This is a genomic window from Frankia sp. CgMI4, from assembly GCF_001756285.1.
In the GTDB taxonomy this organism is placed as follows: Bacteria; Actinomycetota; Actinomycetes; order Frankiales; family Frankiaceae; genus Frankia; species Frankia casuarinae.
Map to the genome: position 1 here is coordinate 48,271 of NZ_MAQZ01000047.1, position 25,637 is coordinate 73,907.

Sequence of the window (25,637 nt, forward strand, 5' to 3'; positions counted from 1 at the left end):
GTTCATCGTTCGTCGAGCAGCTCCCACAACCATCCCGACCGTCGCACACCCGCGCCGAGCGACCTCAGCCGGCCGGCAAGTTGCCGATCCGAGGTGATGACGACCACGGGCGCGACCGCGTCGCGCGCCGCCGCCACGATGGCGTCGTCGCCGTGCCCGGGGGCGTGCACGACGACGATGGTCGGTGCCGCGCGGTCCGCCCTCGCTGGAACGTGGCGGCCCTTCTCTGGCGCGACGTCCGCGGGCCGGACCTTTTCGGGTGTGATCTTTCCGGGCCGTACGGTTCCCTCGGGAACTCCGGCCCGTGCCGCACCCTCGAGAACGACCACGATCCGCTCAGGCCATTCCGGCCTCGATGATGGCCGCGGGTGCGTGCCGGGACGGGTGATCCGCGCCGAAATAGCGTCGACCAGCCGTCCGGCCGCTCCTGGGCGGTCCCGCCACCACCCGTCGGGCCGGGAGCCAATCACGTTGGCACCGTCTAMCACCCACGTGCGCGGGTACTCGTCCGTGGGTCGGCTCATACCGGCGGCGCCGGAATCAGGGGTACTCATCCGGCGCGGCGATCCCCTTTGGCATTCGTACCGGTCGGTTCCGCTCGCGGCACCACCACCCCAAAGGCGCCGGCGGCTGTTGCCCGCCGTTTGCCGGGCAATCGTCCACGGGAGTCGGTAGACGAACACGATCGGTGTCCCAAGGTCGGAGGACATGGACGCCGCTCGGTCCACGCCTGCCCAACTGTCCGCTTGCGGTCGGCCTTTCGACTGGGAAGGTGTGATTCGCAGAACATGATCATCCCTCTATCATGTGGAGCTTGCTCCCTGTCTTTGGGTTCCGCACTCCGACTGCCAGGGCGGCGTGCGTTGAGCGCTGACTTCGTCTTCGGCGACCCAAGCCTGCGAGCCCGACGAACCAGGCGTGACAGTTCCCCGCGTTCTCGTGGTAATAATAGACGCGTGAGTTCTGCGGTCCGCTGACCTGAAGGAGAGTGGCATGGCCCAGAAGACCATCGTCTCGTTGATTGACGATCTCAGTGGAGAAGAGGCCGACGAGACCGTCCGGTTCGGACTCGACGGTGCGCAGTATGAGATCGACCTGTCGGAGAAGAACGCCACGAAGTTGCGTGAGTCGTTGGCTCCGTTCGTCACCGCGGCTCGCCGTTCCGGCGGTCGGGCGGCGGGTGGCCGGCGTGGTGTGCGTGCCGCTTCGCGCCGTACCGGCGGAACCGACCGTACCGCCGACATTCGTGAGTGGGCGCGCAGCAACGGTTACACGGTGAGTGACCGGGGGCGTATCGCTTCCAACATCGTCGAGGCGTACGACAAGGCCCACTGATCCTGGTCTTGACTGCTTTTCCGGGGTAGGGACCGGAGCAGTGGAACCCCTTGTAGCGGTAGTGCCCGTGGTATTGGACGACGGGCCGCGCGATCCGGCGGACCGAAGATCGTGTGATCAGGTTTTGCATGGTCAGGTTCCTGCCACACCGACCGGGCCGGTGTGGCAGGAACTATTGGCGTTGCCGCTGACGCAGTCCGTCGCCAGATCTGTTCGTTCCGTCAGTTCGGCAGCTGCCGGGCCATCCAGTTTTCGACGTCTTCCGCGGTTCGCGGAAGTGCGGCGGACATGTTCCGCCTTCCATCCCTGGTGACCAGGATGTCGTCTTCTATCCGGACGCCGATGCCTCGCAGTTCCGGCGGAACCATCAGGTCGTCCGGCTGGAAGTACAGGCCCGGTTCGACCGTCAATACCATGCCCGGTTCCAGCGCCGCGTCGCGATAGGTCTGGTCGCGCGCCTGCGCGCAGTCGTGCACGTCCAATCCGAGCATGTGCGACGTGGAGTGCAGGGTATAGCGGCGATGGACGCCCGCTCCCGGGGAGCGTGGGTCCTCGGTCAGCGACTCCTGCGCACTGACCGGCAGGAGCCCCCAGTCGTCGAGCGCCGTGGCGATGACCCGCATGGCGGCCCGGTGCGGCTCCAGGAAGGACGCTCCCGGCCGGACCGCGTCGATCCCGGCCTGCTGGGCGCGAAGAACCACGTCATAGACCTGGCGTTGCACCTCGGTGAACCGTCCGTTGATCGGAAGCGTGCGGGTGACGTCGGCCGTGTAGAGGGACCGTCCCTCGACCCCCATGTCGAGCAGGGCGAGATCACCGGCGCGTACCGGCCCGTCGTCGCGGACCCAGTGCAGCGTCGTGGCGTGGTGGCCACAGGCGACGATGGAACCGTATCCCACGTCGTTGCCGTCCACCCGGGCCCGCCGCCAGAACGTCCCCTCCAACCATCGTTCTCCGTTGGGCAGGTCCATCGCCCGACCGATTTCTCCCACGCACTCGGTGAAGCCACGCACGGTCGCGGCGATCGCCTCGTCCAATCGGGCGATCTCGAAGTCGTCCTTGAGCAGCCGCAGCTCGGAAAGGGCCTGTGCGAGGGCCAGATCGCGGTCGGTTCCTGGTCCACCCCGGCCGGAYCAGCGCAGCACCGAACCGTCCACGACCGGATCGACTCCGCGTAGTACCCGGGTGTTTCCCGGTGCCAACCGCGCGAGCGCGTCCGCGAGCTCCGTGAGCGGCCGGCATTCGATCTCCAGCTGTGCCGTGGTCTCCCGAACCCCCGGTCTGGGACCGACCCACAGTTCCCCGTATCGCCGGTCGGTGTAGAAGGCGGAGCTCGACCGGTCGGACCGCCCGGCGACATAGAGCACCGCATCATGCTCACCGGCCGCGTTGGGTAGCAGAACCAACACGGCATCGGGTTCATGGCAGCCGGTCAGCCAGAAGAAGTCACTTCCGGGACGGAACGGAAAATCTGTGTCGTTTGCCCGTACCCGCAGACCGCCGCTCGGCACCACAAGCGCGTCCGCCGGGAACCGCGAACCCAACAAGGCGCGACGTTTCGTGGTGTAGGGTGCGCAGTCATCGCGGGATGGCACAGCGTCGTCAATCGGCGCCCACCCGGTCGACATAAATCGCCGGAACGCCGCGTGTGGTTCCTCGTCGTGGTTGGCCTGTCCGGGTTCGCRCACGGAATCATCCGATGCCGGAGGTTCACTGGCCCCGGTGGGGACAACGCCCGGCTCGTCGGTCGTGATGAGGTTCGGATCACGCCCGGCCGGCGCGCTCTCGGGCACCCCCGTGCCGGTCGGTGGAGGTGAGCTTTGGTGGGACTGGGCACTCATACCGTTAACGGTAGGCCCCGTTGCGGACGGCGGGTAGCGCGAGGCGCACCGCCATGCCCGGCGCGTTGGCCGGACTTCTCGTCGTTGGTCCGCCGGGCATTTGGTGCATCGCGCCGCCGCGGTGATGCCGGGCCGATGTGGGCGGTCGCGTCGCGACCTGGGCCCGAACGCCGCTACCCACTTCGCCGCCTTCGGACCCTTCCATGAAGACTGTTCCTCCCACCTCGGGTGAGTTAACGAGGGCACGCAATCGGTTGTGGGAGATCTGGGGGATCCGATCGGTTGTGACCTTCCGTCGTGGACTGTTAACTCATCTGCCGGTCGGCGGGGAAGGCGGGTCCACGTTGCACGGATCGAGTCGGTCCGGGGGCGGACGTCCTCGGTGTGCCGTAATGCCGGTCCGATAGCCACCGGCATCGTGCGATTCGGGTGCTGTGCTCGATTCGGGTGCTGTGCACGATTCGGGTACTGCACTCGATTCGGGTACTGCACTGCGTGTCGCGAACACCATCGGGTACCGGCATCATTGTTGCGCATCCCGATACCGGTGGCTGTCGTCGGGATCGCAGGATCGGGATCGGGCCCGCGACCGGTCTCGATGCTCGGCGTCAGCCGGGGTCCGCCGCCGCTCGGCTCGGCCGGGACGGTCCGGGCGGCACCGTCGGAGTCCGCACGGTCCGCGGGCCTGCCGGGGGCCTGCGAGGTCGTACATCCGACAACCCCTCGGGAATGCCATGACGCCCGTCACCCGTCACCATCGAAAAGACTGTCCGGGAGGGTTCCGGTCCGTCCGCGCCCACGTCGTGCCAAGGTGGTCCGGCGGGTTCGCGCCGGTGGTGGACGGTGCCGACCCCGGGCGGCGCCACTGGCGCGGATGATCTCATCCCGGTGGATGAGGGAGGAGGACGCGGCCATGACCTGGCCTCCGGATCGTCCGGATCGTCCGGAACGGTACGGGCCGACGGCGGGACGCCGGGACGGCGAGCGGCCTGGCCGGTCCGTCCGTGACCCGCGGGACCCACGCCGGGCCCCTGAGGAGGACTGGCCCGTCGGGCAGTGGCCGCGCCGGGAGCACCGGCCCGCTCCGCGGGGTCACGATGATGACGAGCCGCGCGTACCCCCCGGCGCCTACCCCGATCCCTACGGCCGGTACCCCATCGATCACCCGGCGGCCGAGCCCCGGTATGACCGGCCGGCCCCGGAGGGTCCCGTGGCACCCGGGCAGGGCGGCTTACGGCGCGGTCTCACCGCCATGGCCGCGGTGTTGGCGACCCTCGTCCTGATCCTGGCGACCGGTGGCTGGGCCGTGCTGAAGCACTACGACGGTAGGGTGCATCACATCCCGCTGGCCTTCTCCGCCAGCGCGGACCGGCCGGCGTCCGCATCGGGCGGAACGCAGAACATCCTGCTCGTGGGGTCGGACACTCGGACGGGGACCAACGGCGAGTTCGGCCAGGTCGAGGGGCAGCGGTCGGACACGACCATCCTCGCCCACCTCGACGGCGACGGTTCGACGACTCTCATCTCCTTCCCCCGGGATCTGTGGGTGCGGATTCCCGCGTACACCGACGCGGCGGGCACGCAGCACGCGGCGCAGCGGTCCAAGCTGAACGCCGCCTTCTCCTACGGCGGGCCGTCCCTGCTCGTGGCCACGATCGAGAACCTCACCGGGATCCGGGTCGACCACTACGTTCAGATCGACTTCATCGGCTTCCAGGGGATGACGGACGCCCTCGGCGGGGTCACCGTCTGCATCAAGGAGCTTCCCCCCGAGCTGAAGGCACGGGGTTTCGACAACCTGCACGACCATTACTCCGGGTTTTCCGGTCAGGTCGGCGAGAACACGCTGAACGGGGCGCAGGCCCTCTCCTTCGTCCGGCAGCGGTATGGCCTACCCGAGAGCGACATCGACCGCATCCGCCGCCAGCAGCAGTTCCTCGGTGCCGTCTTCCAGCGGATCGCGTCGACGGACACCCTGCTCAACCCGGCGAAGCTGCTCGGGGTGGTCGACTCCGCCACCTCGGCGCTGACGCTCGACGAGGCCACCTCCCTCGCCGACCTCCGGTTTCTCGCGGTGCGGATGCAGTCGATCGGATCGGGCGGCGTCGCGTTCACGACGGTGCCGGCGGCAGCTGGCACCCGCGGGGGGCAGAGCGTCCTAGTTCCTGATCCAGCCCAGCTGGGCACCTTCCTCAAGCCCTTCGGCGGTCGTGTCGCCGACGGGAGCTCCACCGGCGCACTCCCGGCCGGCGCGGGGGGTGGCTCCTTCGCCGCGGTACCGGTGTCCGCCGCGGTACCGGTGGTCTGGTCCCCGACCAGCGCGGCGGGAAGGTCCGTCCCGGGTGACGCGGGCGGGGTGTCCTGCACCTATTGAGGCGGCCTCAAGGCGTTCAGCGCCGAGTGGCTGCCCCGGCGGCGCGGTGGCTGCTCGTCCAGCGCCGCGTTGAGCTCCGCGCCCAACAACACGGCCAGCGCGGTGATGTAGAAGAACAGCAGCGCCGCCACCGGTGATCCGAGCGAGCCGTAGACCAGTTCGTGACTGAACACGATCTCCAGGTAGTACCGCAGCACGCCGCTGCCCACGAGCCAGCAGACGAGCGCGAGGATCGCTCCGGGCAGCGCCCGCCACCAGGGTCGGCGTACCGGCAGCGAGAGGTGGTACAGCGAGGTCAGCATCGCCAGGGCCACGAGTCCCACGACCGGCCAGTAAAGCAGTGTGATCAGGGTACTGACGAGGGGATGGCGACTGGCGTCGAAGATCCGCGAGATCAGTTCGGGCCCCAGGACCAGCGCCGGCAGGAGGATGACCCCGCTGGCCACTTGGGCGAGAAACAGCCACAGCGCCAGGAGCCGGCTGCGTACCGCCGAGCGCAGCTCGCGCTGGCCGTAGGCGATGGTGATGGTGTTGACGAAGGTCGCCATCGCGGTCGACCCGGTCCACAGGGACAGCACGAAACCGATGGAGATCACATCCGGTCGGCCACGGGAGAGGATCTGGTCGATGGTCGGGCGCACCGCGTCGTCGACCACCGATTCGGTCAGCAGGCCRCCGGCGCCGTGAAGGATGCTCTGCCGGGCGCTGTCGAGGGCGTCGGCTCCGATGGCGTCACCGACGTAGCCGAGCGTTCCCAACAACGACAGCAGGAGTGGGGGCAGGGACAGCAGCTGCCAGAATCCCGCCTCGGCCRCAAGCCCCAGGACCCGGTGCCGCCAGGCATTGGTGATGGTCCGATGGGCCAGTCGCAGGGGTCCTCGGGGCAGCCGGCGGCGCTGGCGATCCAGCCGGTGGAACAGCGTGCTGCGCCGGATGGCGGTCCAGGTCGCGGCGTGACGGTCTCTGGCCCGCGTTAGCAGCCCGGGATTCACCTCGACGACCACCCTGCGCAGCAACACCATCCAGCGGCCGCTCACCGGGGACGATGCCACGGGAGCCGGTGTTTTGTTTCCCGCGGCGGACACGGCCCCCACCGTATGGCCTGGCGTTCCCGGGTGCCGAAGGGCACCCGGGAACGGAGTGGATGATCGCGGCGGAGGCCGCCCGGAGTAACGGATGGGCCGCCGGCCAGCGGCGAGGGAAGTGGTCAGGGATCCTGGATACGCCAAAAGGGACACATCGCTAGATCGTGATGTGCCCCTTCAGGGTGCCTGGGCGGCCGAGTTCAGGACACGCTGAGTTTGTCGGTCTCGTCGTGATACTCAACAGCCATCTCACGCAGCTTCGAGTCGTGCGACTTCGCGTGGTGCCGGCAGAACAGGAGATCGCCGCCCCCGGGCAGCACGACCCGCACGTAGGCCTGGGCACCGCACCGGTCGCAACGATCAAGATTGGTCAGMGTCGGCTTCGTGATAGTCCCTGTCACATCTACTCCAACTGTGTTAGGCGGTCAGACGTTCCAACTGACCATGTGACGGTTTACTCACAGCCGGCTCTCGTGGCGTCGTTGCATCCAGAGCGGCGTGGTGTCCGTGGTCCTCCATACCACGAACGGGTACCCGTCTCGGACGCCCGGTCGTCTGATCAGGGACGTCGGGCACCGAAGACGATGTCGTCCCATGCTGGCACTGACTTGCGTCCGCGTCGACCGCCTGCCGGACGTTCGTTCCCACGGGCGGTGTTACTCGGGCGTGCCCGTGACGCAGCGGAGGCGCTCGATGTGTCTACGGTCATCTCGTCGGTCCCGTCCGGCGCATCCTCCGTCTGCGCGGAGGGAGCCTTGGCGGGGGCTTCCCGCCGGGCTTCCCGCCGGGCTGCCGTGCGGCGCGCCCCGGGCGTGGAATCTGTGCCGGATCCGGCGGCTCGGGCGGCTGGTGCCGAGGTCACGGCGGCCGCGGCGGCTGCGGCGGCATCGGTGCCCGCTAGCGCGGCCGGTTCGGCGGGAGCGGATCGCGCTGCCGTACCGACGTCTGGGGCCGACGGCTCCGGTCCGGCCGGGGCCGCGGCGGCTGTCCCGCCCCGCTCCCCGCCGGCGACGGGAGGCACCTGCGCCGAGCCCGGGACCGGCAGCTTGGCGGCTGCCCCGGTGGGAGACGTGGCGGATGTCACGGGCTGCGGACCGGCCGGCGCGACGGCCGGTCGGGAATGCACTCCTGATCGTCCGGTCCCGGACGCGGACCCCACCCTGGGGCGGCTGCCGGGAACGCCTCGCCCCGTCGCGGCCGTCCGGCGAGCGACCTCGCCGCGGATCGGTTCGGGCCGGACGGGACGATCCAGGGACTCGGCTTCCTCGGCCCGGGCGGCCTTCCGCTCCACCGCGCGCGGGTCTCCCGGGGCCGCTGGGTCTGCGGACCGGGCAGGTACGGACCAGGGGGTCACGGCTCGGGTGTCCGCGGATCGGGTGTCCGCGACCACGGGTTGCGGTTCGGCCGCCTGGATCGTCTCCGGACGGGTGGGCGACCCGGGCGACCCGGGCRACCCGGGTGCCCCGGGCGCGATCCCACCGCCCGCGGTGTCCCCGGGATACGCGTTATCCCCGGGATATGCGTTATCCCCGGGATACGACGCGGCCGGGTGGGAGGGCAGGGCCGCGGGCGGAGGGTACTGTCGCTCGGGGAGGCCGTGCTGCGGGGCCGGTGTTCCCGGCGGCAGGCCCGATTCCGCCATCGCAGCGACCATCGGCTGGACCGGGGTGGCCGGGGTGGCGGGGATGCCCTGGTCGTGCACAAGGGTGAGCGCTGGCCCCGCCGCCCGCAGCRCCGCCGACGATGATGGTACGGATGACGGTGCGGGCACCGGCGCCGGCTGCTCTGCCGTCTCCGGCGCCACAAGAGTGCGGGCCGCGTCGTCATGTGGGCGCACCCGGCGCACCACCGGATCCCACGTCCAGCGGGCGCAGCGGCTTTCCGAGGTGAGCTGGACGAGCCAGATGCCGTCGACGCGGCGCCACGCGTCCCACTGCGCCGCGGCCGGATTGTCCTGGGCTCCCATCAGCCGCGCGTCGACGACCTCGCCCAACGGCCGTCCCGGCACGCCCCCCGGATCCTTGGGGAGCAGCGCGGCCCGCGCCTCCTGCACGACCCTGGCACGTTCGGCGAGGACGGGACCCTCATAGCGCTCCACCCGTTCCACCGGGATCCCGGCGGCCCTGGCCACCTCCGCCGCGGTCTCCCCGGCGCGCAGCCTGGCCTGGATCTCCCGTGGGGTGAGCGCGCTCTCGGTACGCACCTCGCTGCGACGCACACCGCGCAGGGCCGCGCGCAGCCGGTCGTCCACGGGCACCCGGAACTGCTCGCCGTCCGTCCTGCCGTTCGCGTCGGTGAGCACGAGGTAGCCGCCGTCCTCGCTGAGTGCGACCGCCCGCAGCTCGCGCATGGCGCCTCCTCCTCCGTCGAAGCCGTACCGCTTGTCGCCGTGCCGCGGCGGGCGGACCGTTGCGCCGGACGCGCATGGGAGCGGATGTCAGCATGATGCGTCAACCCGCCTTCGGCCTGTGCGTCCCGGTAGCTGACAGCCTGCCATCGATGGCGTCGGTCGCGGGCGTGGCGGCGGGCGACACGCACAGTCTGACCGTGTTGGGCCTGTTCGGGCAGTCCCGGAACGTCCGGATCCGGGACGAGTGGACTCGCGACCGGTGGATTATGGTCGCCTGCCGCCCGGGGGGCGGGTCGCGGGACCTCGGCGGCGGGCGGGCCGGGCAGCCGGTCGGGGCCGGTTCTGGTCGACCAGGCCGGAGATGGCGGCGCCGACGATGCCTGCCTCGTTCTGGAGTTGCGCGGGGATCACTCGGGTACGCACCTCGAGCTGGTCGAGGTATTTGTCCGCTCTCTTGCTCACCCCACCACCGATGATGATGAGGTCGGGCCAGAGCAGCGCCTCGATGGTGTTGAGGTACCTGGTCACCCGTTTGGCCCACTTCTCCCAGGAGAGGCCCTCGCGTTCCCGGGCCGCATCGGACGCCCTGGTCTCCGCGTCGTGCCCGGAGATCTCCAAGTGGCCGAGTTCGGTGTTGGGCACGAGCTGGCCGTGGAGGAACAGCGCGGTACCGATCCCGGTTCCGAACGTCGTCACGACGACCAGGCCGGTGGTGTCGCGTCCGGCGCCGAAGGTCATCTCGGCGATGCCCGCCGCGTCCGCGTCGTTCATCACGGTGATGTCCACCGGGCCCGTGGCGGCGGCCGACCCGCCCAGCGCCTCGGCGAACAGGGACACCACGTCGGTGCCGATCCAGGACGGGGCGATGTTCGCCGCCGTGAGCGCCACCCCGTTCTTGACCACTGCGGGCAGGGTGGCTCCCACCGGTCCCGACCAGCCGAAGCGGCCAACCACCTCCGCCACGGTCGCGGCCACCGCGGTGGGCTCGGCCGGCTGCGGAGTCGCCAGCCGGAACCTGGGCGCGGCCAGCGACCCGTCCTCGACGTTGACCGGAGCGCCCTTGATTCCGCTTCCGCCGACGTCAACCCCGAAGACCTGCATCGCCGAGCCCTCCCCTACCGATGTTCTGACCTTGCCGACCCCGCCGACCCCGCCGACCCTGCCGCGGTGCCGTGGGCCGAACCGCCGCCCAGTGACCGCGGACGTCCGTCGACCGCACGAGTTGTAGTCTCGCAGGCGATCGGGGCGGCCACGGTCCGACTGCCCACGTCGTGGCCTCTCCGTCCCGATCGCGTCCCGCCGGTGAGTCCGCCGCCGCGTGGCCCGACTCGGGACGAGCCGCGACTCAGACGAACGGCTCTTACCCTGGAGGAATGAGCCTCACCGACACCCATGGTCGCATCGCGACGGACCTGCGGGTGTCGTTGACGGACCGCTGCAACCTCCGGTGTACCTATTGCATGCCGGCCGAGGGACTCGCGTGGCTCCCTGGCGAGCGGATGCTGACCRACGACGAGGTAGTCCGGCTGGTTGGCGTCGCGGTTGGGCGGCTCGGCGTGACCGAGGTTCGCCTCACCGGCGGTGAGCCCATGCTGCGTCCGGGTCTGGTGGAGCTGGTGGCGCGGCTTGCGGCCCTGCGGCCGCGGCCCGAACTGTCCGTCACCACGAACGGTCTGATCCTGGCCCGCCTGGCGGGCCCGCTGCGGGCCGCCGGTCTGGACCGGATCAACGTCTCCCTGGACACGCTGGACGCGGACCGGTTCGTCCGGATCACCCGCCGGGAGCGGCTCGGTGACGTGCTGGCAGGACTGTCCGCCGCCGCCGCGAGCGGGTTCACCCCGGTCAAGGTCAACAGCGTCCTCGTTCGGGGCGTCAACGACGACGAAGCCCCCCGGTTACTGCGCTGGTGTCTGCGGGAGGGCTACGAGCTGCGGTTCATCGAGCAGATGCCGCTGGATGCGCAGCACGCGTGGCGTCGGGACACGATGGTGACGGCCGGCGAGATCCTTGCCTGCCTGCGGGCGGAGTTCACCCTCACGCCGCTGCCGGGCCGCGGCAGTGCGCCCGCCGAGTTGTTCGAGGTGAACGGTGGGCCCGGGCGGGTGGGGGTGATCGCCTCGGTGTCGGCGCCGTTCTGCGCGGCCTGTGACCGGGTCCGGCTGACCGCCGACGGCCAGGTACGTGACTGTCTGTTCGCCCGGCGGGAGAGCGATCTGCGGACCCCCATGCGTGCCGGCGCGGACGACGAGCGGCTCGCGGCTCTGTGGCGGGCGGCCGTGCGGGGCAAGAAGGCGGGGCACGGCATCGACGAACCGACCTTTCGGCAGCCGGACCGGCCGATGTCCGCGATCGGCGGATGACGGTGGCCCGGTCCGGGTCGTATGCCGGTGTCCCCGCGGGTTGGAGTGCCCTGGTGCTGGCCGGGGGTGGGGCGCGCCGGCTCGGCGGCCGGGACAAGCCGGCGGTGATGGTCGGCGGTTCCACCCTGCTCGAGCGGGTGCTGTCCGCGGTGTTGGACGCCGAACGGGTGGTCATCGTCGGTCCCCGGCGCGACCTGGCCGTCGATCCGATTCCGCCTGGTCGGGTGCGCTGGTGTCGGGAGGATCCGCCCGGCGGGGGACCGGTCGCGGCGATCGCCGCCGGCCTTGTCGAGATCACCACACCGTTCGTCGCCGTCCTCGCCGCCGACCTGCCGTTCCTGACCGGCCGGGAGATCGCGCTGCTGCGCCGCGGGGTCGCGGACCCCGCGGCGCAGGCCGCGCTGCTGGTCGACCCGGACGGCCGCCGGCAGTTTCTGGCCGCGGTGTGGCGGACGGCCTCGCTGTGGGCGGCGCTACCCGCCGATCCGATCGGGCGCCCGGTGCGCGGCCTGTTCGCAGACCGTCCGGTGACCGCGGTCCGGGCGCACGCCCGGACCTGCCTCGACTGCGACGAACCGGCGGATGTGGCGCGGGCCCGCAGCTGGGCCGCGGTGGGCGAGCGTGGCCCGGCCCGGCACGATAGGCCTATGACCTCCGCCGATGACCAGCAGCCTGATCACCAGTCGTGGTCCGATCATCGGGCTTCGGCGGATCCGCCGCCCCCGGAGGCCGGACGTCATCGCCCGCCGCCCCCGGAGGCCGGACGTCATCGCCCGCCGCCCGMCGCGGCCGTCGGCTCGGGTGCCGGCAACGTTCGGGACAAGAACGTTCGGGACAAGAACCTCCTGGAGCGGGACGTCCTGGCGCAGTGGGTGTCGGACGTCTGCGCCGAGCTCGGCCTCGACGCGGCACGGATCGACGTGGGCGCCGTCCTCGATCTCGCGCGCGACGTCGCCCACGGGGTCGCGCGTCCCGCGGCGCCACTCACCGCGTTCCTGGTTGGTCTGGCCGCCGGCCGGAACGCGGGCGGTGCCCACGGTGAGGAGGGCGGAGGCGAGGGGGGTACGGATGGTGAGCGGGAGGCCGCGGCTGCGCGCGCGGCGACGTCGGCCGTGYTCGGCCTCCTGGCGCGGGCGCGGGCGGGGACCGGACCCGCTCAGCCCATCCGGCCCGGACCCGCCTCGTCGAGGTAGCCGCGCATGTCGATCGCCATGGTGCGCACCGCGTCCTGGTCCGGCTCCGCGTACTCCTCGCCACGCGCCGACGCCCGCGCGTATCCGAAGGTCAGTCGCGGCAGCACCTGCGTCGGTGTGTCCATCCCGCCCTCCCAGCCGGGTTCGTCCCCGGTGAACGCGGCAGGTCCGGAGGGCAGGTCGCCGGAGGTGGGGGAGGCCGTCACGACGACCCAGTCGATCACGCCGAGTATGAGGATCGCGGCGAGTGCTGGCAGGGCCGCGATCGGGTTCCAGGCGGCCAGCCCCACCAGGACGAACACCGCGACCACCGTCAGTCCGCCGATGAGGTGCCGCCGCGCGGGACGAAGCGCGGGAACCTTACGACCATGCCGATAGTGCGCCATACCGACAGTGTGCCTGGGATGCCGCGTTCGGCCCGACCGTGGCCGCACCGTCCGAGTGCGGCCACGGTGCCTCACCCGGGATGGCGTTTCGCCCGGCCCGGCGCCCGATCCGGCGCCCGATCTGGAGGAGGCGTGCGGTATGCCCGGGGACGTTGGTTCGACCACGGGGGGATCGGGGTATGCCGCACACGCCGATCCGAGGCCCGGGCAGCGGCGTCCACCTCCAGGTTGGCGTTCGTGTTGCCCCGCAGGAAGATCATGACTTATTGTGATCTCCTTGACTCCTGCGGTCACCGAATCGGGGTTCGGCGTGCCGGAGTGGCGTCGGGCACCCGGAGCATCCGACAGCGGAGGGTATGTACTTCCTCTCTTTTTGGCGAAGGTTGCGTAGGTCGACCCCGTCCTGAGTCACACTTTTCGAAGGAAAGCAAAGGACCATGGCCCGGCGCCGCACCATGTGTTCAACCTCGCGAAGCTGGAGGTTCGCCGTGGAGGCTCGACGTCGGATGACACGTCCGCGCCGAAAGTCCGCCCCTGGCACCCTGCTGCTGCTCAGCGTAATCGTCTCGGTGTTCCTCGCCGCCGCTGCCTGCGGCTCGCCGAGTTACGAATACGTAACCAACAAGAAGGACGGCGCGTTTGTGCGTGTCCCGACCGGGTGGAATCACCAGGAGATGCCCGGACCTGCGCTTTTCGGGATCGACGCCCGCAATGTCAGCCCCGAGATGCTGCGCGGTCTCATGTCGCGGGAATGGGTCGTCGGCATCGACGCGGCCCAGCGGTTCGACAACACCCGGCTCCTCGTGCCGGACGCAACGCAGCCGAAGGGGTTCGTCCAGGTTCGCCACCTGCTCCCGGAGGAGGCCAACGCGGTCTCCACCAACGATCTGCGCAACYTCGTCCTCTCCGTCGACGACGCGGTGGCCGCGCAGGAGCAGGCCGTGCGGCAGAACCCCTACGGTGCGCGGCTGACGCCGAACTTCCTGCTACTCGCGGACGAGGTTGTGCACAAGAAGGATGGTGTGCACGGGGTGCACCTCGTTTACCAGGTGCAGACCCAGGCCGGGCTGGTCACCATTGACCAGACGAGCCTGCTCGACAACGGGCAGCGAGTGCTCTACCAGCTGATCCTCGCGTGTTCGTCGCTGTGTTACGCCACGCATGGTCAGCAGATCGGCGATGTCGCCAAGTCCTTCACGATCGAGCCGACGGACCGAGGTCAGTAGTCATGGGCGTGAGAGACCAGGCAGGTGGGACCGCCGACGGCGGGGACCCGAAGCCGAATGCCGCCGGTCTGGCTGGTCCCGACCCCGGTGGCACGGATGCGAAGYCGGCGAGCGCGACCGCCGGCAAGCCACGCCGCCGTCCCCTCGCCTTCTGGGACCGGGTGAAGTTCCTGCTCCTGCTCGGGGCGGTCTTCRTCTTCGTCGTGGCGGCCGACGTGTCCGGCAACCCGTTGATGACGTGGGCCGACTCGATCCGCATCCAGGCCAGGAACAGCTGGTGGGTCCTGGCCCTGCTGGGCGTGGAACTGGTGCACCAGCTCCACATGTTCCTGGGCGAACGGTGGTCGGGCTACTACGTCTTCTGGACCGATCGGGTCTTCGGGCAGGCCGAGCGTCGGTTGCTGCGGCTCAACGACTGGAACCGGTACCGGGTCAGCCGTGCGCTGAAGTGGATCGTCGGGGCCGCGCTCGCCCTGTTCGTCTACGCCCGCCTGGCCGATACCTCGGTCTTCGACGCGATGGTGAACGTCCCCGGCGCCGTCTGGAAGGCCATCCCGGCGGTCCTGCAGATCGTCCTGCTCATGGCCCTCGTCGTCGGCCAGTTCGTCGTGATGTTCTGGTTCCTGTCCAAGGGCGGCGTCGACGTCTACTTCCCCGAGGACATCACTACCCGCTTCGCCGACGTGTGGGGGCAGGACCACGTTGTCAGCCGGGTGAAGGAGAACGTTTTCTACCTGGAGCGGCCGGAGGAGATCGAGAGCCGGGGTGGTCATGTTCCCGGCGGTATCCTGCTCTGGGGGCCACCGGGCACCGGCAAGACCCTCATCGCCGAGGCGGTCGCGGGAGAGACCGGGAAGCCCTTCGTGTTCGTCGACCCGGGTGCCTTCCAAGCGATGTTCATCGGGGTCGGCATCCTCAAGGTGAAATCGCTGTTCCGCAAGCTGCRCAAGCTCTCCCTGCGTTATGGCGGGGTGATCGTCTTCTTTGACGAGGCCGACACGCTGGGGAGCCGGGGTCAGCTCGCCGGGGGATTCGGCCGCGGGGCCGGAACCGGTGCCCGGTCGTGGTTTGCCCGTTCCGGGTCGCCCGCATTCGTCCCGGTGAGCGCGGCCCCGGCGGGACGGGTCTCGGCGAGTGCGTTCCCGACCGGCGCCGGGCGCCGGTTCGCCGGCCGGCCCGGATCGGTGGGCGAGGGCGGTCCGGGGGACCTGTGCAACGGCCTGTCCTACCTGAGCGAGGCGGCCCGCGCGGAGATCACCCGTGAGCAGTTCGTGATGGGCGGGGGCGGCGGCGGTTTCGACGGCACCCTGCAGGCGCTGCTCACCGAGATGTCCGGCCTGAAGAAGCCGCGGGGCTTCCTCAACCGGGTGGTGCGCCGGACGTTGGGCATGCGGCCCAAGCCACCGCCCAAATACCGCATCCTCGTCATGATGGCGACGAACATGCCGCAGTCGCTTGACGAGGCACTGCTGCGCCCCGGCCGCATCGACCGGCAGTACAAGGTGKGCTATCCCAGCAAGGAGGGGCGGATCCGCACTTTCGAGGGCTATCTGTCGAAGGTGCGCCACGAGCTCACGCCGGATCAGATCGACCGGCTGGCCATCATGAGCCCGGAGKCCACCGGGGCGACCATCAAGGACACCGTCAACGAGGCCCTGGTCCAGGCGGTGAAGGACGGCCGGGAGGTCATCACCTGGCAGGACATGCTCCGGGCCAGGGTGATCAAGGAATACGGCCTCGCCGACGACCACGAGCACATCGACCGGGAACGGCACAGCATCGCCCTGCACGAGGCGTGCCACGCCGTCGTCGCCTACCGGATGCAGCGTGGGCGGGTGATCGACCTCGCCACCATCGAACGCCGCGGTGGCGTCGGCGGGTTCGTGGCGCACGTCGCGGTCGAGGACCGCATGTTCATGTGGAAGTCCGAGATCGAGGTGCAGGTGATGGTCTCCCTCGCCTCGCTCGTCGGCGAACGAATGTTCTTCGAGGGGGACAACACCGTCGGTGTCGGCGGCGACCTGCGCAGCGCGACCCTGCTCGTGGCCAACTTCATCTCCTCGGCGGCGATGGGGGAGACCCTGGCCTCGCGCCTGTCCATGCTGGAACAGGAGATGGGTAACGCCTCCATCGACGCCGACCRGCCGTTCGGCGAGCAGGTCGAGGGCAAACTTCGGGAGCTCTATGCCCRTACCGAGGAGGTGCTCGCCGCGAACCGGCGSGAGATCCTGGCCCTCACCCACGCGCTGGAGACCCACAAGACGATCACTGGTGAGGATGTGGAGGCCATCATGGAGGGGTACCTGGGCCCCACCGTCGACGGCCGCCGTTACCACGAGCCCGACTTCCTTGCTGTCGCCGAGAGCTATCATTCCAACGCGGTCCAGGCTCATCGCGGGCAGACCCATGAGCTGCACACGCTCCCCGACCTCGGCCGGGCGGCCGTCAGCCCCGCCGAGGCGGCACCCGGGGCCGGATCGGACTGAGCCGACCCGGGTCCGGGCGCGTGCCCTTCATGGCCGTGCCCTTCATGGCCATGCCYTTCACGGCCATGCCTTTCACGGCCGTGGCCCGAAGGGAGCCGAAGGCGTACAACGCCGCGCCGATGGCCGCACCCGCGGCCAGGAGCAACCCGGCGCGCGCGCCGAAGGCCTGGGCGACCCAGCCGGCGATCGGGCCGCCGACCGGCGTTGTGCCGAGGAACGCGACCGACCACAGCGCCATCACCCGCCCACGCATCGCCGGGTCGGCCGAGAGCTGGACCGTGGCGTTCCCGGTCGAGATGAAGGCGACGCTCGTCGCGCCCAGCAGCACCATCGTCGCGATCTCGAGTGGCAGCGTCGGCGCGGCGGCGGCGAGCAGCAGGATGACACCGAAGGTCATCGCGGTCAGGCTCAGCGCTCGGGGCCCGATCCGGCGGCGGCGGGCGACCAGCAGGCCGCCGACGACCGCGCCCGCCCCCATGGCCGAGGTCATCAGGCTGTACGTGGCCGCGGTGCCCCCGAAGGTCTCCCGGGCCAGGAGCGGCAGCACGACCTGGAACTCGTAGGACAGCGTGCCGATCATCACCATCATGACCAACGGTACGCGCAGCGCCGGCGTGCGGCGCACGTAGGCGAAGCCGGCCCGCAGCTGCCCCGGCGCCCGGTGTATCGGCGGATGATCATACAGCGCTGAGATGTCCATGCGGTGCAGGGCGAACAGGACCGCGCCGAAGGAGGCCGCGTTGATGAGGAAACAGCCGGCGGTGCCCGCGAGCACGATGACGACGCCGGCGATCGCCGGGCCGACGATGYGCGCCGCGTTTATCGCGACCGAGTTCAGGGTGACCGCGTTCGGAAGGTGCTCCGGCCCGACCATCTCCTGGACGAAGCTCTGCYGGGCCGGGTTGTCAATGGCGTTGCACAGGCCGATGAGCGCGGCGGCCACCCCGACCATCCAGAGTTGGGCCGTACCGGTGAGGTCGAGGATGCCCAGTGCCAGCGCGGCGAGTCCGGAGCCCACCTGCGTGCAGATCAGCAGGCGGCGCCGGTCCGTCCGGTCGGCGAGCAGACCGCCGTAGGGCCCGAAGAACAGCACCGGCAGGAACTGGGCGGCGGTGACCAGGCCGAGCGCCGTGCCGGAGGCGCCGAGCGAGAGGACCAGCMAGCCGAGGGCGATGGTCTGCATCCATGTCCCGCAGAGTGAAACGATCTGGCCGCCGAGGAAGAGCCGGAAGTTCGGCACCCGCAGGGCAGCGAACGTGCCACCTGTCGCCTTCGATGCCGAACCGGCTACCTTCTCCATCTGCAGGGTCATACGTGCACCTCCAGGGAGGGCAACGCCGGCCGGCAGATCGTTATTTCGCATCAGGTAAACATTTTCCTCCAGGGTGGACTCTCGTAACAGAATGGCTCTGATAACAGGGATCCGGTAACAGGGATCCGGATGTTACAGGGGGATGTTGCCGTGCACGTTCTTGTCGGGGCGGGAACGGGTCAGTGCGTCGGCGAGGGCGGAGGCAACCGCGCCCCGGGTGGCGGCGGGGGTGACGACCGCGTCGAYGACGCCGAGTTCCACGGCGCGGTCGATGCCACCGACGGTGCGGATGTGCTCCTCGGTCAGCTCCGCCAGGACGCTGGGGCGGCGCTGGGCCGGGACCTCGGCGAGCTTGCGGCGGTGCAGAATGCCGACGGCGGCCTCGGCGCCCATGACGGCGACCTGGGCGGTCGGCCAGGCATACACGGCGGTCGCGCCCAGGCTGCTGGCGTTCATCGCGATGTACGCTCCGCCGTACGCCTTGCGGGTCACGACGGTGACGCGCGGCACGGTGCACTCGGAGAAGGCGTAGAGCAGCTTCGCTCCCCGCCGGACCACGCCTTCCCATTCCTGGCCCACACCCGGCAGGTAACCGGGCACGTCAACGAGCACGACCAACGGAACACCGAAGGAGTCGCACATCCGGACGAACCGGGAGGCCTTCTCGGCCGAGGTCGCGTCGAGGCATCCACCACGGCGCAGCGGGTTGTTCGCGACCACCCCGATGGTACGTCCGCCGAGGCGCCCCAGCACCGTCACGATGTTCGGCGCCCACCTCGGGTGGAGCTCGACGGCCTCGTCCTCGTCGTCGAGCACCGCCTTCACGAGCGGGCGCACGTCGTAGGCCCGCCGAGGATTGTCGGGCAGCAGTTCCCCGAGCTCGCGTCCGGTGACGGGGCCGATGTCGCGCTGATCGGCCAGCAGCACCGCGACCGCCCGGGTCCGCTCCACGGCCTCGTCCTCGGAGTCGCAGGTCACGTGCACGACGCCGCTGCGCCTGGAGTGCACGTCCGGCCCACCCAGGCTGTCGGCGGTGCATTCCTCACCGGTCACCGAACGCACCACGTCCGGGCCGGTGACGAACACCTTCGCCCCTGGGCCCATGATGACGATGTYGGTCAGGGCCGGCCCGTAGGCGGCTCCGCCGGCGGCGGCCCCGAGCACGAGCGAGAGCTGCGGGATCCGGCCGGAGGCCCGCACCGTGGCGGCGAAGATCCGGCCGACTCCGTCAAGCGAGGCGACACCCTCCTGAAGCCGGGCGCCTCCCGAGTGCCAAATCCCGACGACCGGGCAGTTCATCCGGACGGCGGACTCGATGGCATGAACGATGCGGGCACAGCCGTCGCGCCCCATCGCGCCACCCTGTACCGTCGGATCTGTCGCGAAGGCGACAACCTCGTTCCCGCCGACAAGCCCTTGCCCGGCAACGACTCCGGACGGGTCGCCGACCGCGAACAGCGACAGGGTGTCTGGATCGAAAAACCGGGCGAGCCGAGCCTGAGGTGTGCGGGGGTCGACTCGGTCGATCGTGGACAGACTCACCGTGCGTCTCCTTGCCTGAGCGGCGTCGGACTGCTTCGCAGGAGGCCGATACGCGACCACCTGTGGTATGCGCCGGCTTCCGCTGGGCACTCGGTCCGGCGACCATGACGCTCGCCGAAACGGCGGGCGGTGCCGCGGCGGCGGTGGGGTGGCCGGCGCCGCCGCGGGTGACATCGGTTGGTGGTGGTGCGGGCGGTGGACGTCTGACCAGCCGACCAGCCGACCAGCCTGCCGACGGTCAGGCGGTGAAGGCCAGGCAGATGTCGTGACCGCCGAACCCGAACGAGTTCGACAGCGCGGCGCCCGGGCGGATGGTCCGGTTGTCGATCCGCACGACGTCGAGCGCGATCTCGTCGTCGAGAGCGTCGAGGTTGCGCGTCGCGGGAACCAGGTGCTCCCGCAGCGCCAGGACGCTGAACACGGCCTCTACCGCGCCGGCGGCACCGAGCAGGTGCCCGGTGGTCGACTTGGTCGACGTCACCGCGATCTCGTCGATGTGGTCACCGAAGGCGCTGCGCAACGCCAGCGCCTCCGCCGCGTCACCGGCGGGGGTGGACGTGGCGTGGGCGTTGACGTGGACGACGTCACGGGGTTCCAACGAGCCGGACCGCAGCGCCGCCCGGATCGCCCGGGCCGCGCCGGCACCGGTCGGCTCCGGCGCGGCGATGTGGTAGGCGTCCGAGCTGATGCCGGCGCCGGCCAGGGTGCCGTGGACCCGGGCACCGCGGGCGGCCGCGTGCTCGGCCGCCTCGAGGATGAGGATTGCCGCGCCCTCGCCGAGCACGAAGCCGTCCCGCGCCTTGTCGAACGGACGGGAGGCGGCCTCGGGTGCGTCGTTGCGGCGGGACAGCGCCTGCATCTGCGCGAAGCCGGCCATGGTCAGCGCCGAGATCGCCGCCTCGGTACCGCCGGCGATCACGACGTCGGCGCGCCCGGCCCGGATGATGTCCAGCGCCAGCGCGATGGCCTCCGAGCCGGAGGCGCACGCGCTGACCGGGGCGTGCACCCCCGCCTTCGCGCCGAACGCCAGGCCCACGGTGCTGGCCGGGCCGTTCGGCATGAGCATCGGCACCAGGTGCGGGGATACCCGCCGGGGGCCCTTCTCCCGGATCACGTCATGCTGGTGGAGCAGGGTGAGCACGCCCCCGATCCCCGAGGCCACACACGCGGCGAGGCGTTCCTGGTCGACCTCGGGTGAGCCCGCGTCAGCCCACGCCTCACGCGCGGCGGTCAGAGCCATCTGCTGGCTGCGGTCGAGGGTACGAGCCTCGACCCGACCCAGCGGCGGCTCGACCGCCAGCGGCGCGGCGATATGGACCGGGAGCTGCTCGACCCAGCCCTCGGTGAGACGCCGGACGCCGGAGCGGCCCGAGAGCAGACCCTCCCACGTCGAGGCGACATCGCCACCGAGGGGAGTAGTAGCCCCGAGGCCGGTGACGACGACCTGCCTGGGGGGCGTGGTCACGCCGCGACACCTGCCCGCTGGATGTAGGAGACCGCGTCACCGACGGTCTTGAGGGTCTTCACGTCGTCGTCCGGGATCTTCACCCCGAACTTCTCCTCCGCGGCGACGACCACCTCGACCATGGACAGCGAGTCCACGTCCAAGTCGTCGATGAAGGTCTTGTCGGCCGTCACGTCGGCCGGGTCGACACCGGCGACCTCTTCGAGGATGACGGCGAGACCGGCGAGGATGTCAGCTTGGGACATGATCGTTCCTCCTGATGGGATGTTGTCGGTCGGTGGCGAGTGGTGCGCGGGGCTGCCGCGTACCAGCGCGGAAGCGTGGGCGCCTGGATCAGGGGCGCGGTCGGGCTGATGGTCATCGGACGCCTCGCCGCAGTGCGGTGCGGGACGGTCGCGGTGCGGTGTCGAGGGTTGGTCGAGGGTTGGTCGAGGTTGTCAGGGGCAGCGCACGAGCTGCCCGCAGTAGGTCAGGCCGGCACCGAAGCCGAACAGCAGCACCGGGTCTCCCCGGCGGATCTCGCCGCTCTCCAGCAACCGRCTGAGTCCCAGCGGAATGCTTGCGGCGGAGGTGTTGYCRGCATCGACCACATCGCGGGCAACGGCAGCGTTCGTGGCGCCGATACCCGTCACCAACGCTTCGACGATCCGCAGGTTAGCCTGATGCGGAACGATACCCGCGAGGTCCTCGGGTGCCACGCCGGCCTGCTCGCAGATCTGGCGGAGGACCGGGACCAGGGAGATCGCCCAGCGGAACACCGCCTGGCCCTCCATGCGGAAGGAGTTGTCGCCGTAGCCGGGARCCTGGATCGTCTCGGGCCGGGATCCGTCGTGCCCCCAGACCGCCGGGCCGATCTCGTTGGTCTCCGCCGGGCCGATCACGGCTGCTCCGGCACCGTCGGCGAGCAGGATGCAGGTGCTGHGATCGTCCCAGTCGGTGTAGTCCGACAGCCTTTCGGTGGCCACCACGAGCACGTTGCGCAGGGTGCCAGCGCGCACCATGTCGGCGGCCGTCGACACCGCGTAGCTGAAACCGGCGCAGGCGCCGTTGATGTCGAACGCCCCGGCCCGGCCGGCCCCGATGCGATGGGCGATCTGCGGACCGGCACCCGGGATCTGGGAGGGAGAGGTACAGGTCGCCCCGATCACCAGATCGATCGAGTCGGCGGTGAGGCCGGCGGCGGCGAGCGCCTTCTCCGCGGCCGCGGCGCCCATCGCGACGATGGTTTCCTCGTCGTCGGCGATGCGCCGGCTGGCGATGCCGGTACGGGCCTGGATCCAGGCGTCGGAGGTGTCGACCCGTTGGGCGATCTCGTCGTTGGTCACCACCCGGGCCGGACGGTAGACGCCGAGGCCGAGCATGCGGGCACCGGTCAGCTCGGTCATGCCTGCGCTCCCACCAGGGCGTCGTCCGTCGTCGAGCCCGGTGGAGTTCCGGGGGTTGGGTCCGCCAGGCTTGCCGGGACCGCGCTCAGGAGTTCGGCGCCGAGGTACTCGGYGACCAGCTCGCGGGCCGCGGGCAGGTCGTCGGGGCTCTTCACCGCGTGGATCGTGACACCGGGCAGTTCCCGGCGGGCGATCCCGGCGAGAGCGCCGGCCGGGGGGAGTTCGATGACCGCACCGACCCCGAGATCGCGCAGCGTCGCGAGGCACAGGTCCCACCGGACCGGCGCCGCGACCTGGGCCACCAGCCGGCTGATCAGCTCGGCCGGGTCGGTGACGATCGCCCCGTCGGCGTTGGACAGCGCGGCGGCCCGCGGTACCCCGGGCCGGAGGCCACCCGCGACCGCGGCCAGCGCGTCGCGCGCGCAGGACATGTGCCGGGTGTGGAAGGCGCCGGCGACGGACAGGGGACGCAGCCGGACACCCGCGGGCGGCTCCGCGGCGAGCCGGGCGAGGTCGCGGGCGGTGCCGGCGGCGACGATCTGCCCGGCACCGTTGCGGTTGGCTGCGGTCAGGCCGAGTTCACTCAACCGGGCGGCCACCGCCTCGGGATCACCGCCGAGCAGCGCCGTCATGCCGGTCTCGACCCGGGCGGACGCCTCGGCCATCGCGCGTCCCCGCAGGGCCACCAAGACGAGGGCCTCCTCGGCAGTGAGGGTGCCGGTGAGGGCCGCGGCGGTGATCTCGCCGACGCTGTGACCGGCCAGCACCAGGGTGTCCGGTYCGACCGGGGAGGTGACCGGCAGCCCGAGATGTTCGGCCGCGATCAGCCCGCTCGCGACGATCAACGGCTGGGCGATCGCCGTATCCCGGATCGTCTCGGCGGGCGCCTCGCACCCGGCTTCGAGCAGGTCGATCCCGACTGCGGCGGACCACCAGCGCAGCCGTTCTTCCGCCCCCTCGAGACCGCGCCAGGCGCGGAGCTGTCCGGGGGTCTGTGCACCCTGGCCGGGCGCGAGGATCGCGAGCACCTGTTCACCTAACCCCTCACGAGGACCGGTTGTCGCTGGYGGCCACTCACCGATGTGTCGACCGGCTGTTGTAGGTGTCCTACAAACCGATCTGTTTGGATCGGACGTTACTGCGCGACGCCGACATCGGCCTGKAATGGCATGACGGACCTGCAAAGTAGTTCGATGTGACCATTCTCGCGCGGGGGTGAGAGGGTCGTGGGACGACTTGAATGATCATGTTTTGCCTGTAGGTAACACACCGTCGAGGCGTCCCAGAACGAGCGCAATATGCAGGATGAAGCGTTCGCGGTGGTCCGCCGGATCCAGCCCGCACACCTCGGCGGCCTTACGGAGTCGGTAGCGGACCGTGTTGGTGTGGAGATACAGCGCCCGGGCCGTCGCCTCCAGCGACGAGCCGAAGTCGAGATAGGCCCCGGTGGTCTCCAGTAGTGGGGTACCGGCGTCGCGCAGCGGGGCGTACACCTCGTCGATGAGCGCCCGCCGGGCGTCGACGTTCCCCGCGAGGGCGAGTTCCGGGAGCAGAGCGCGGGCCATGACCGGCCGGGGTGCGGCTGGCCAGGCGGCGACCACGTCCGTGGCGGCGAGGGCGACCCGCGCCGCGTGCGGTGCCCCGGTCAGGTCACCGACCACCGGGCCGACCACCACCGGGCCCGGCCCGCAGGCGGGAAGCAGTGCCCGGGCCGCGTCCAGGACAGTGTTCACCGGCGCGGTGCCGCCGGCCGGACGGGTACCCGCGGTGGCGGGAGGTTCGACGCTGTTCTCCGGCTGGAGGGTCATCTCGGGACGGCCGACGCCGTCCCTGCCGGCAGTGAAATTCCCGCCGACCACCATCACCAGGCGATCGTGGTGGACCCCGGCGAGAACCTCCAGTTGGGCCATGCGGGCGAGCCGGTGCACCTCATCGACCACCACCTCCGGCGAGTTGCTCCCGGCCGTGCCGACGATGACGGTGACGGACGGCGGGTTACGCCAGCCCACCGCGGCCGCCCGTGACGGCAGCGCCCGGTCGACCTCGCCCCGGACCACGTGGTCGACGACCAGCGCCTCCAGCCGGGCGTCCCAGGCACCGCGTTCCTCAGCGGCGCGGGCGTAGACGACCGCGCCGGCGAACGCGATGTCACGGGAGTAACGCAGGACATCGGCGAGCAGCCGTTGTTCGTGCTCCGGGCCGGCCAGGTTCGGCACCTCGGCCTCGATCGCCTCCACCGCGACCCGGACCAGATCGACGAGTCGGCGGAAGGTCACGGCGCGGACGAGTTCCCGCGGGGCGACYCGGAAGACGTCCTCGGACAGATCCCGGGCGTGTTCGGGCCGCCGGCACCACTCCACGAACGACGAGATGCCGGCCTGCACCACGAGCTGAATTCCGGCGCGGTGACTCGCCGACATGGCCGGGAACCAGGGCAGCGCCTCCGCCATCCGGGCCGCCGCCCGGGATGCGAGCATCCCGCTCGACCGTTCCACCCGGCGGATCACCTCGCTGGTGCTTTCTCCGCCGGATGTGCTCCCGGTCGATGTGGGTCGGGCCTGGTCGCCGGCGGGTCTGGGGCTGGCCCCGCCGGCCGACCACGGGTTGCCCAGATCGGGGATACGCGGCTCCGGGTAGTCGACGGATTGCTCCGGCACCGGCCCGGTTTCGGGGCTCGGCTCGGTTTCGGGGCTCGGCTCGATCTCGCCTGCCGGTGTCGGGACGGGGGGCGCCCCCGGTTCAAGGCGGGCTGTCCCAGTCACTGTGTCCGAGGAGGAATCCGAGGAAGAGGCTGCCACGTCCGTCAGCATGCCTCAGCCGTCCCGCACCCCTGTGTATTGCCGGTCCCGTCATATTGCCGGTCCTGTCATGTGGCTCCGACGGGTGGTGCGGATGGGGGCCCGATCCTGATCGGTCGGGATGCCCCGGTCGGTCGGGCCTGGTCCCGGGCGTGGAATTCACCGAACGGGGGATGGTGTCGAGGCGGGAAAGGCCACAGGAGCAGGAGCAGGAGCAGGAGTCGTAGGCGTGGGCGTGGGAGTGGGAGTGGGAGTGGGGCGGGAGCGGAGGCGATGCGGGATGCTGCGGGTATGCGCGAGGTGAGCATTCGTGGAGACGGGATACGGCTGGGGCAGTTCCTCAAGCTCGCGGATGTGGTCGAGGCCGGATCCGAGGTGAAGGAGCTGCTCGCGGGCGGGATGGTGCGGGTCAACGGGGAGGTCGAGACCCGGCGGGGCCGGCAGCTCGCGCCGGGGGACGAGGTTGCCGTGGCCGGYGAGGCACTTCGGGTCCTGTGAG

Annotated in this window: 21 protein-coding genes; 7 read left to right on the forward strand and 14 right to left on the reverse strand. The window is 70.7% G+C overall.

Translation table 11 applies throughout. The features are described 5' to 3' along the window. Window positions 1-2: 2 nt before the first annotated feature. Window positions 3-329 carry a hypothetical protein gene (locus Manayef4_RS25695; RefSeq protein ID WP_049760977.1) on the reverse strand — a complete coding sequence of 109 codons (327 nt, stop codon included), beginning with the start codon at window positions 327-329 and terminating at the stop codon, window positions 3-5. Window positions 330-993: 664 nt separating this feature from the next. Here Manayef4_RS25695 and Manayef4_RS05365 point away from each other — a divergent pair. Further along, window positions 994-1,335 (forward strand): Lsr2 family protein, encoded by a 342-nt coding sequence (locus Manayef4_RS05365; protein ID WP_011437876.1) that lies wholly within the window; start codon window positions 994-996, stop codon window positions 1,333-1,335. A 221-nt stretch (window positions 1,336-1,556) separates the two neighbouring features. Here the strand turns inward: Manayef4_RS05365 and Manayef4_RS05370 are convergent, their stop codons facing one another. Then, window positions 1,557-2,963, reverse strand: a complete 1,407-nt coding sequence (locus tag Manayef4_RS05370; protein WP_070130883.1) for an aminopeptidase P family protein — start codon at window positions 2,961-2,963, stop codon at window positions 1,557-1,559. 1,126 nt (window positions 2,964-4,089) lie between these two features. On the opposite strand from Manayef4_RS05370, the gene Manayef4_RS05375 reads away from it, so the two are divergent. Beyond that, entirely contained in the window at window positions 4,090-5,550 is a 1,461-nt protein-coding gene (locus tag Manayef4_RS05375) for an LCP family protein (protein ID WP_011437874.1), read from the forward strand. Here Manayef4_RS05375 and Manayef4_RS05380 read toward each other — a convergent pair. From Manayef4_RS05380 to ppgK, 4 genes are all read right to left on the reverse strand, one after another. Next, window positions 5,544-6,602, reverse strand: a complete 1,059-nt coding sequence (locus Manayef4_RS05380; RefSeq protein ID WP_254665474.1) for a YihY/virulence factor BrkB family protein — start codon at window positions 6,600-6,602, stop codon at window positions 5,544-5,546. The genes Manayef4_RS05375 and Manayef4_RS05380 overlap by 7 nt on opposite strands. Window positions 6,603-6,835: 233 nt before the next feature. Continuing rightward, the gene (locus Manayef4_RS05385) at window positions 6,836-7,036 is read right to left on the reverse strand and encodes a hypothetical protein (RefSeq protein ID WP_011437872.1); all 201 of its coding nucleotides are present in this window, start codon (window positions 7,034-7,036) and stop codon (window positions 6,836-6,838) included. Window positions 7,037-7,194: 158 nt separating this feature from the next. Beyond that, window positions 7,195-8,985: a septation protein SepH gene (sepH, locus tag Manayef4_RS05390; protein ID WP_070130848.1), complete on the reverse strand. Its 1,791-nt coding sequence runs from the start codon at window positions 8,983-8,985 to the stop codon at window positions 7,195-7,197. Window positions 8,986-9,249: 264 nt separating this feature from the next. Further along, entirely contained in the window at window positions 9,250-10,086 is an 837-nt protein-coding gene (ppgK, locus tag Manayef4_RS05395; RefSeq protein WP_011437870.1) for a polyphosphate--glucose phosphotransferase, read from the reverse strand. A gap of 272 nt (window positions 10,087-10,358) precedes the next feature. Between ppgK and moaA the strand changes: the two genes are divergently transcribed. After that, window positions 10,359-11,345, forward strand: a complete 987-nt coding sequence (moaA, locus tag Manayef4_RS05400; protein ID WP_070130849.1) for a GTP 3',8-cyclase MoaA — start codon at window positions 10,359-10,361, stop codon at window positions 11,343-11,345. Then, window positions 11,342-12,538: an NTP transferase domain-containing protein gene (locus tag Manayef4_RS25700; protein ID WP_254665475.1), complete on the forward strand. Its 1,197-nt coding sequence runs from the start codon at window positions 11,342-11,344 to the stop codon at window positions 12,536-12,538. The genes moaA and Manayef4_RS25700 overlap by 4 nt, the downstream gene beginning before the upstream one ends. Here Manayef4_RS25700 and Manayef4_RS05410 read toward each other — a convergent pair. Beyond that, window positions 12,502-12,924, reverse strand: a complete 423-nt coding sequence (locus Manayef4_RS05410) for a hypothetical protein (protein WP_011437867.1) — start codon at window positions 12,922-12,924, stop codon at window positions 12,502-12,504. The genes Manayef4_RS25700 and Manayef4_RS05410 overlap by 37 nt on opposite strands. Window positions 12,925-13,430: 506 nt before the next feature. Between Manayef4_RS05410 and Manayef4_RS05415 the strand changes: the two genes are divergently transcribed. Both Manayef4_RS05415 and Manayef4_RS05420 read left to right on the forward strand, forming a co-directional pair. Then, entirely contained in the window at window positions 13,431-14,150 is a 720-nt protein-coding gene (locus tag Manayef4_RS05415; RefSeq protein ID WP_070130850.1) for a hypothetical protein, read from the forward strand. 2 nt (window positions 14,151-14,152) lie between these two features. Beyond that, complete coding sequence (locus Manayef4_RS05420) at window positions 14,153-16,636, forward strand: AAA family ATPase (protein ID WP_070130851.1); 2,484 nt, start codon at window positions 14,153-14,155, stop codon at window positions 16,634-16,636. Here the strand turns inward: Manayef4_RS05420 and Manayef4_RS05425 are convergent. From Manayef4_RS05425 to Manayef4_RS05455, 7 genes are all read right to left on the reverse strand, one after another. After that, the gene (locus tag Manayef4_RS05425; RefSeq protein WP_070130852.1) at window positions 16,596-17,948 is read right to left on the reverse strand and encodes an MFS transporter; all 1,353 of its coding nucleotides are present in this window, start codon (window positions 17,946-17,948) and stop codon (window positions 16,596-16,598) included. The genes Manayef4_RS05420 and Manayef4_RS05425 overlap by 41 nt on opposite strands. A gap of 132 nt (window positions 17,949-18,080) precedes the next feature. Then, window positions 18,081-19,490, reverse strand: a complete 1,410-nt coding sequence (locus Manayef4_RS05430) for a carboxyl transferase domain-containing protein (protein ID WP_070130853.1) — start codon at window positions 19,488-19,490, stop codon at window positions 18,081-18,083. Between the two features lie 238 nt (window positions 19,491-19,728). After that, window positions 19,729-20,955 (reverse strand): beta-ketoacyl-ACP synthase II, encoded by a 1,227-nt coding sequence (gene fabF / locus Manayef4_RS05435; RefSeq protein ID WP_011437862.1) that lies wholly within the window; start codon window positions 20,953-20,955, stop codon window positions 19,729-19,731. Next, window positions 20,952-21,200 carry an acyl carrier protein gene (locus Manayef4_RS05440; RefSeq protein WP_011437861.1) on the reverse strand — a complete coding sequence of 83 codons (249 nt, stop codon included), beginning with the start codon at window positions 21,198-21,200 and terminating at the stop codon, window positions 20,952-20,954. Before Manayef4_RS05440 ends, fabF begins: the two co-directional genes overlap by 4 nt. A 192-nt stretch (window positions 21,201-21,392) precedes the next feature. Continuing rightward, window positions 21,393-22,340 carry a beta-ketoacyl-ACP synthase III gene (locus Manayef4_RS05445; protein ID WP_175443329.1) on the reverse strand — a complete coding sequence of 316 codons (948 nt, stop codon included), beginning with the start codon at window positions 22,338-22,340 and terminating at the stop codon, window positions 21,393-21,395. Continuing rightward, on the reverse strand, window positions 22,337-23,368 hold the full coding sequence (locus Manayef4_RS05450; protein WP_070130854.1) for an ACP S-malonyltransferase: 1,032 nt from the start codon (window positions 23,366-23,368) through the stop codon (window positions 22,337-22,339). The genes Manayef4_RS05445 and Manayef4_RS05450 overlap by 4 nt, the downstream gene beginning before the upstream one ends. A 216-nt stretch (window positions 23,369-23,584) precedes the next feature. Beyond that, window positions 23,585-25,150 (reverse strand): helix-turn-helix domain-containing protein, encoded by a 1,566-nt coding sequence (locus Manayef4_RS05455; RefSeq protein WP_083282290.1) that lies wholly within the window; start codon window positions 25,148-25,150, stop codon window positions 23,585-23,587. Window positions 25,151-25,429: 279 nt separating this feature from the next. Here Manayef4_RS05455 and Manayef4_RS05465 point away from each other — a divergent pair, with 279 nt between their 5' ends. Further along, complete coding sequence (locus Manayef4_RS05465; protein WP_173645788.1) at window positions 25,430-25,636, forward strand: RNA-binding S4 domain-containing protein; 207 nt, start codon at window positions 25,430-25,432, stop codon at window positions 25,634-25,636. Window position 25,637 lies beyond the last annotated feature (1 nt).

Excerpts from the sequence above, each read along its gene's own strand:
- Manayef4_RS05375 (WP_011437874.1), top strand. The coding sequence starts at position 4,090 with ATGACCTGGCCTCCGGATCGTCCGGATCGTCCGGAACGGTACGGGCCG.
- Manayef4_RS05410 (WP_011437867.1), bottom strand. The coding sequence starts at position 12,924 with ATGGCGCACTATCGGCATGGTCGTAAGGTTCCCGCGCTTCGTCCCGCG.
- ppgK (WP_011437870.1), bottom strand. The coding sequence starts at position 10,086 with ATGCAGGTCTTCGGGGTTGACGTCGGCGGAAGCGGAATCAAGGGCGCT.
- Manayef4_RS05440 (WP_011437861.1), bottom strand. The coding sequence starts at position 21,200 with ATGTCCCAAGCTGACATCCTCGCCGGTCTCGCCGTCATCCTCGAAGAG.
- Manayef4_RS05365 (WP_011437876.1), top strand. The coding sequence starts at position 994 with ATGGCCCAGAAGACCATCGTCTCGTTGATTGACGATCTCAGTGGAGAA.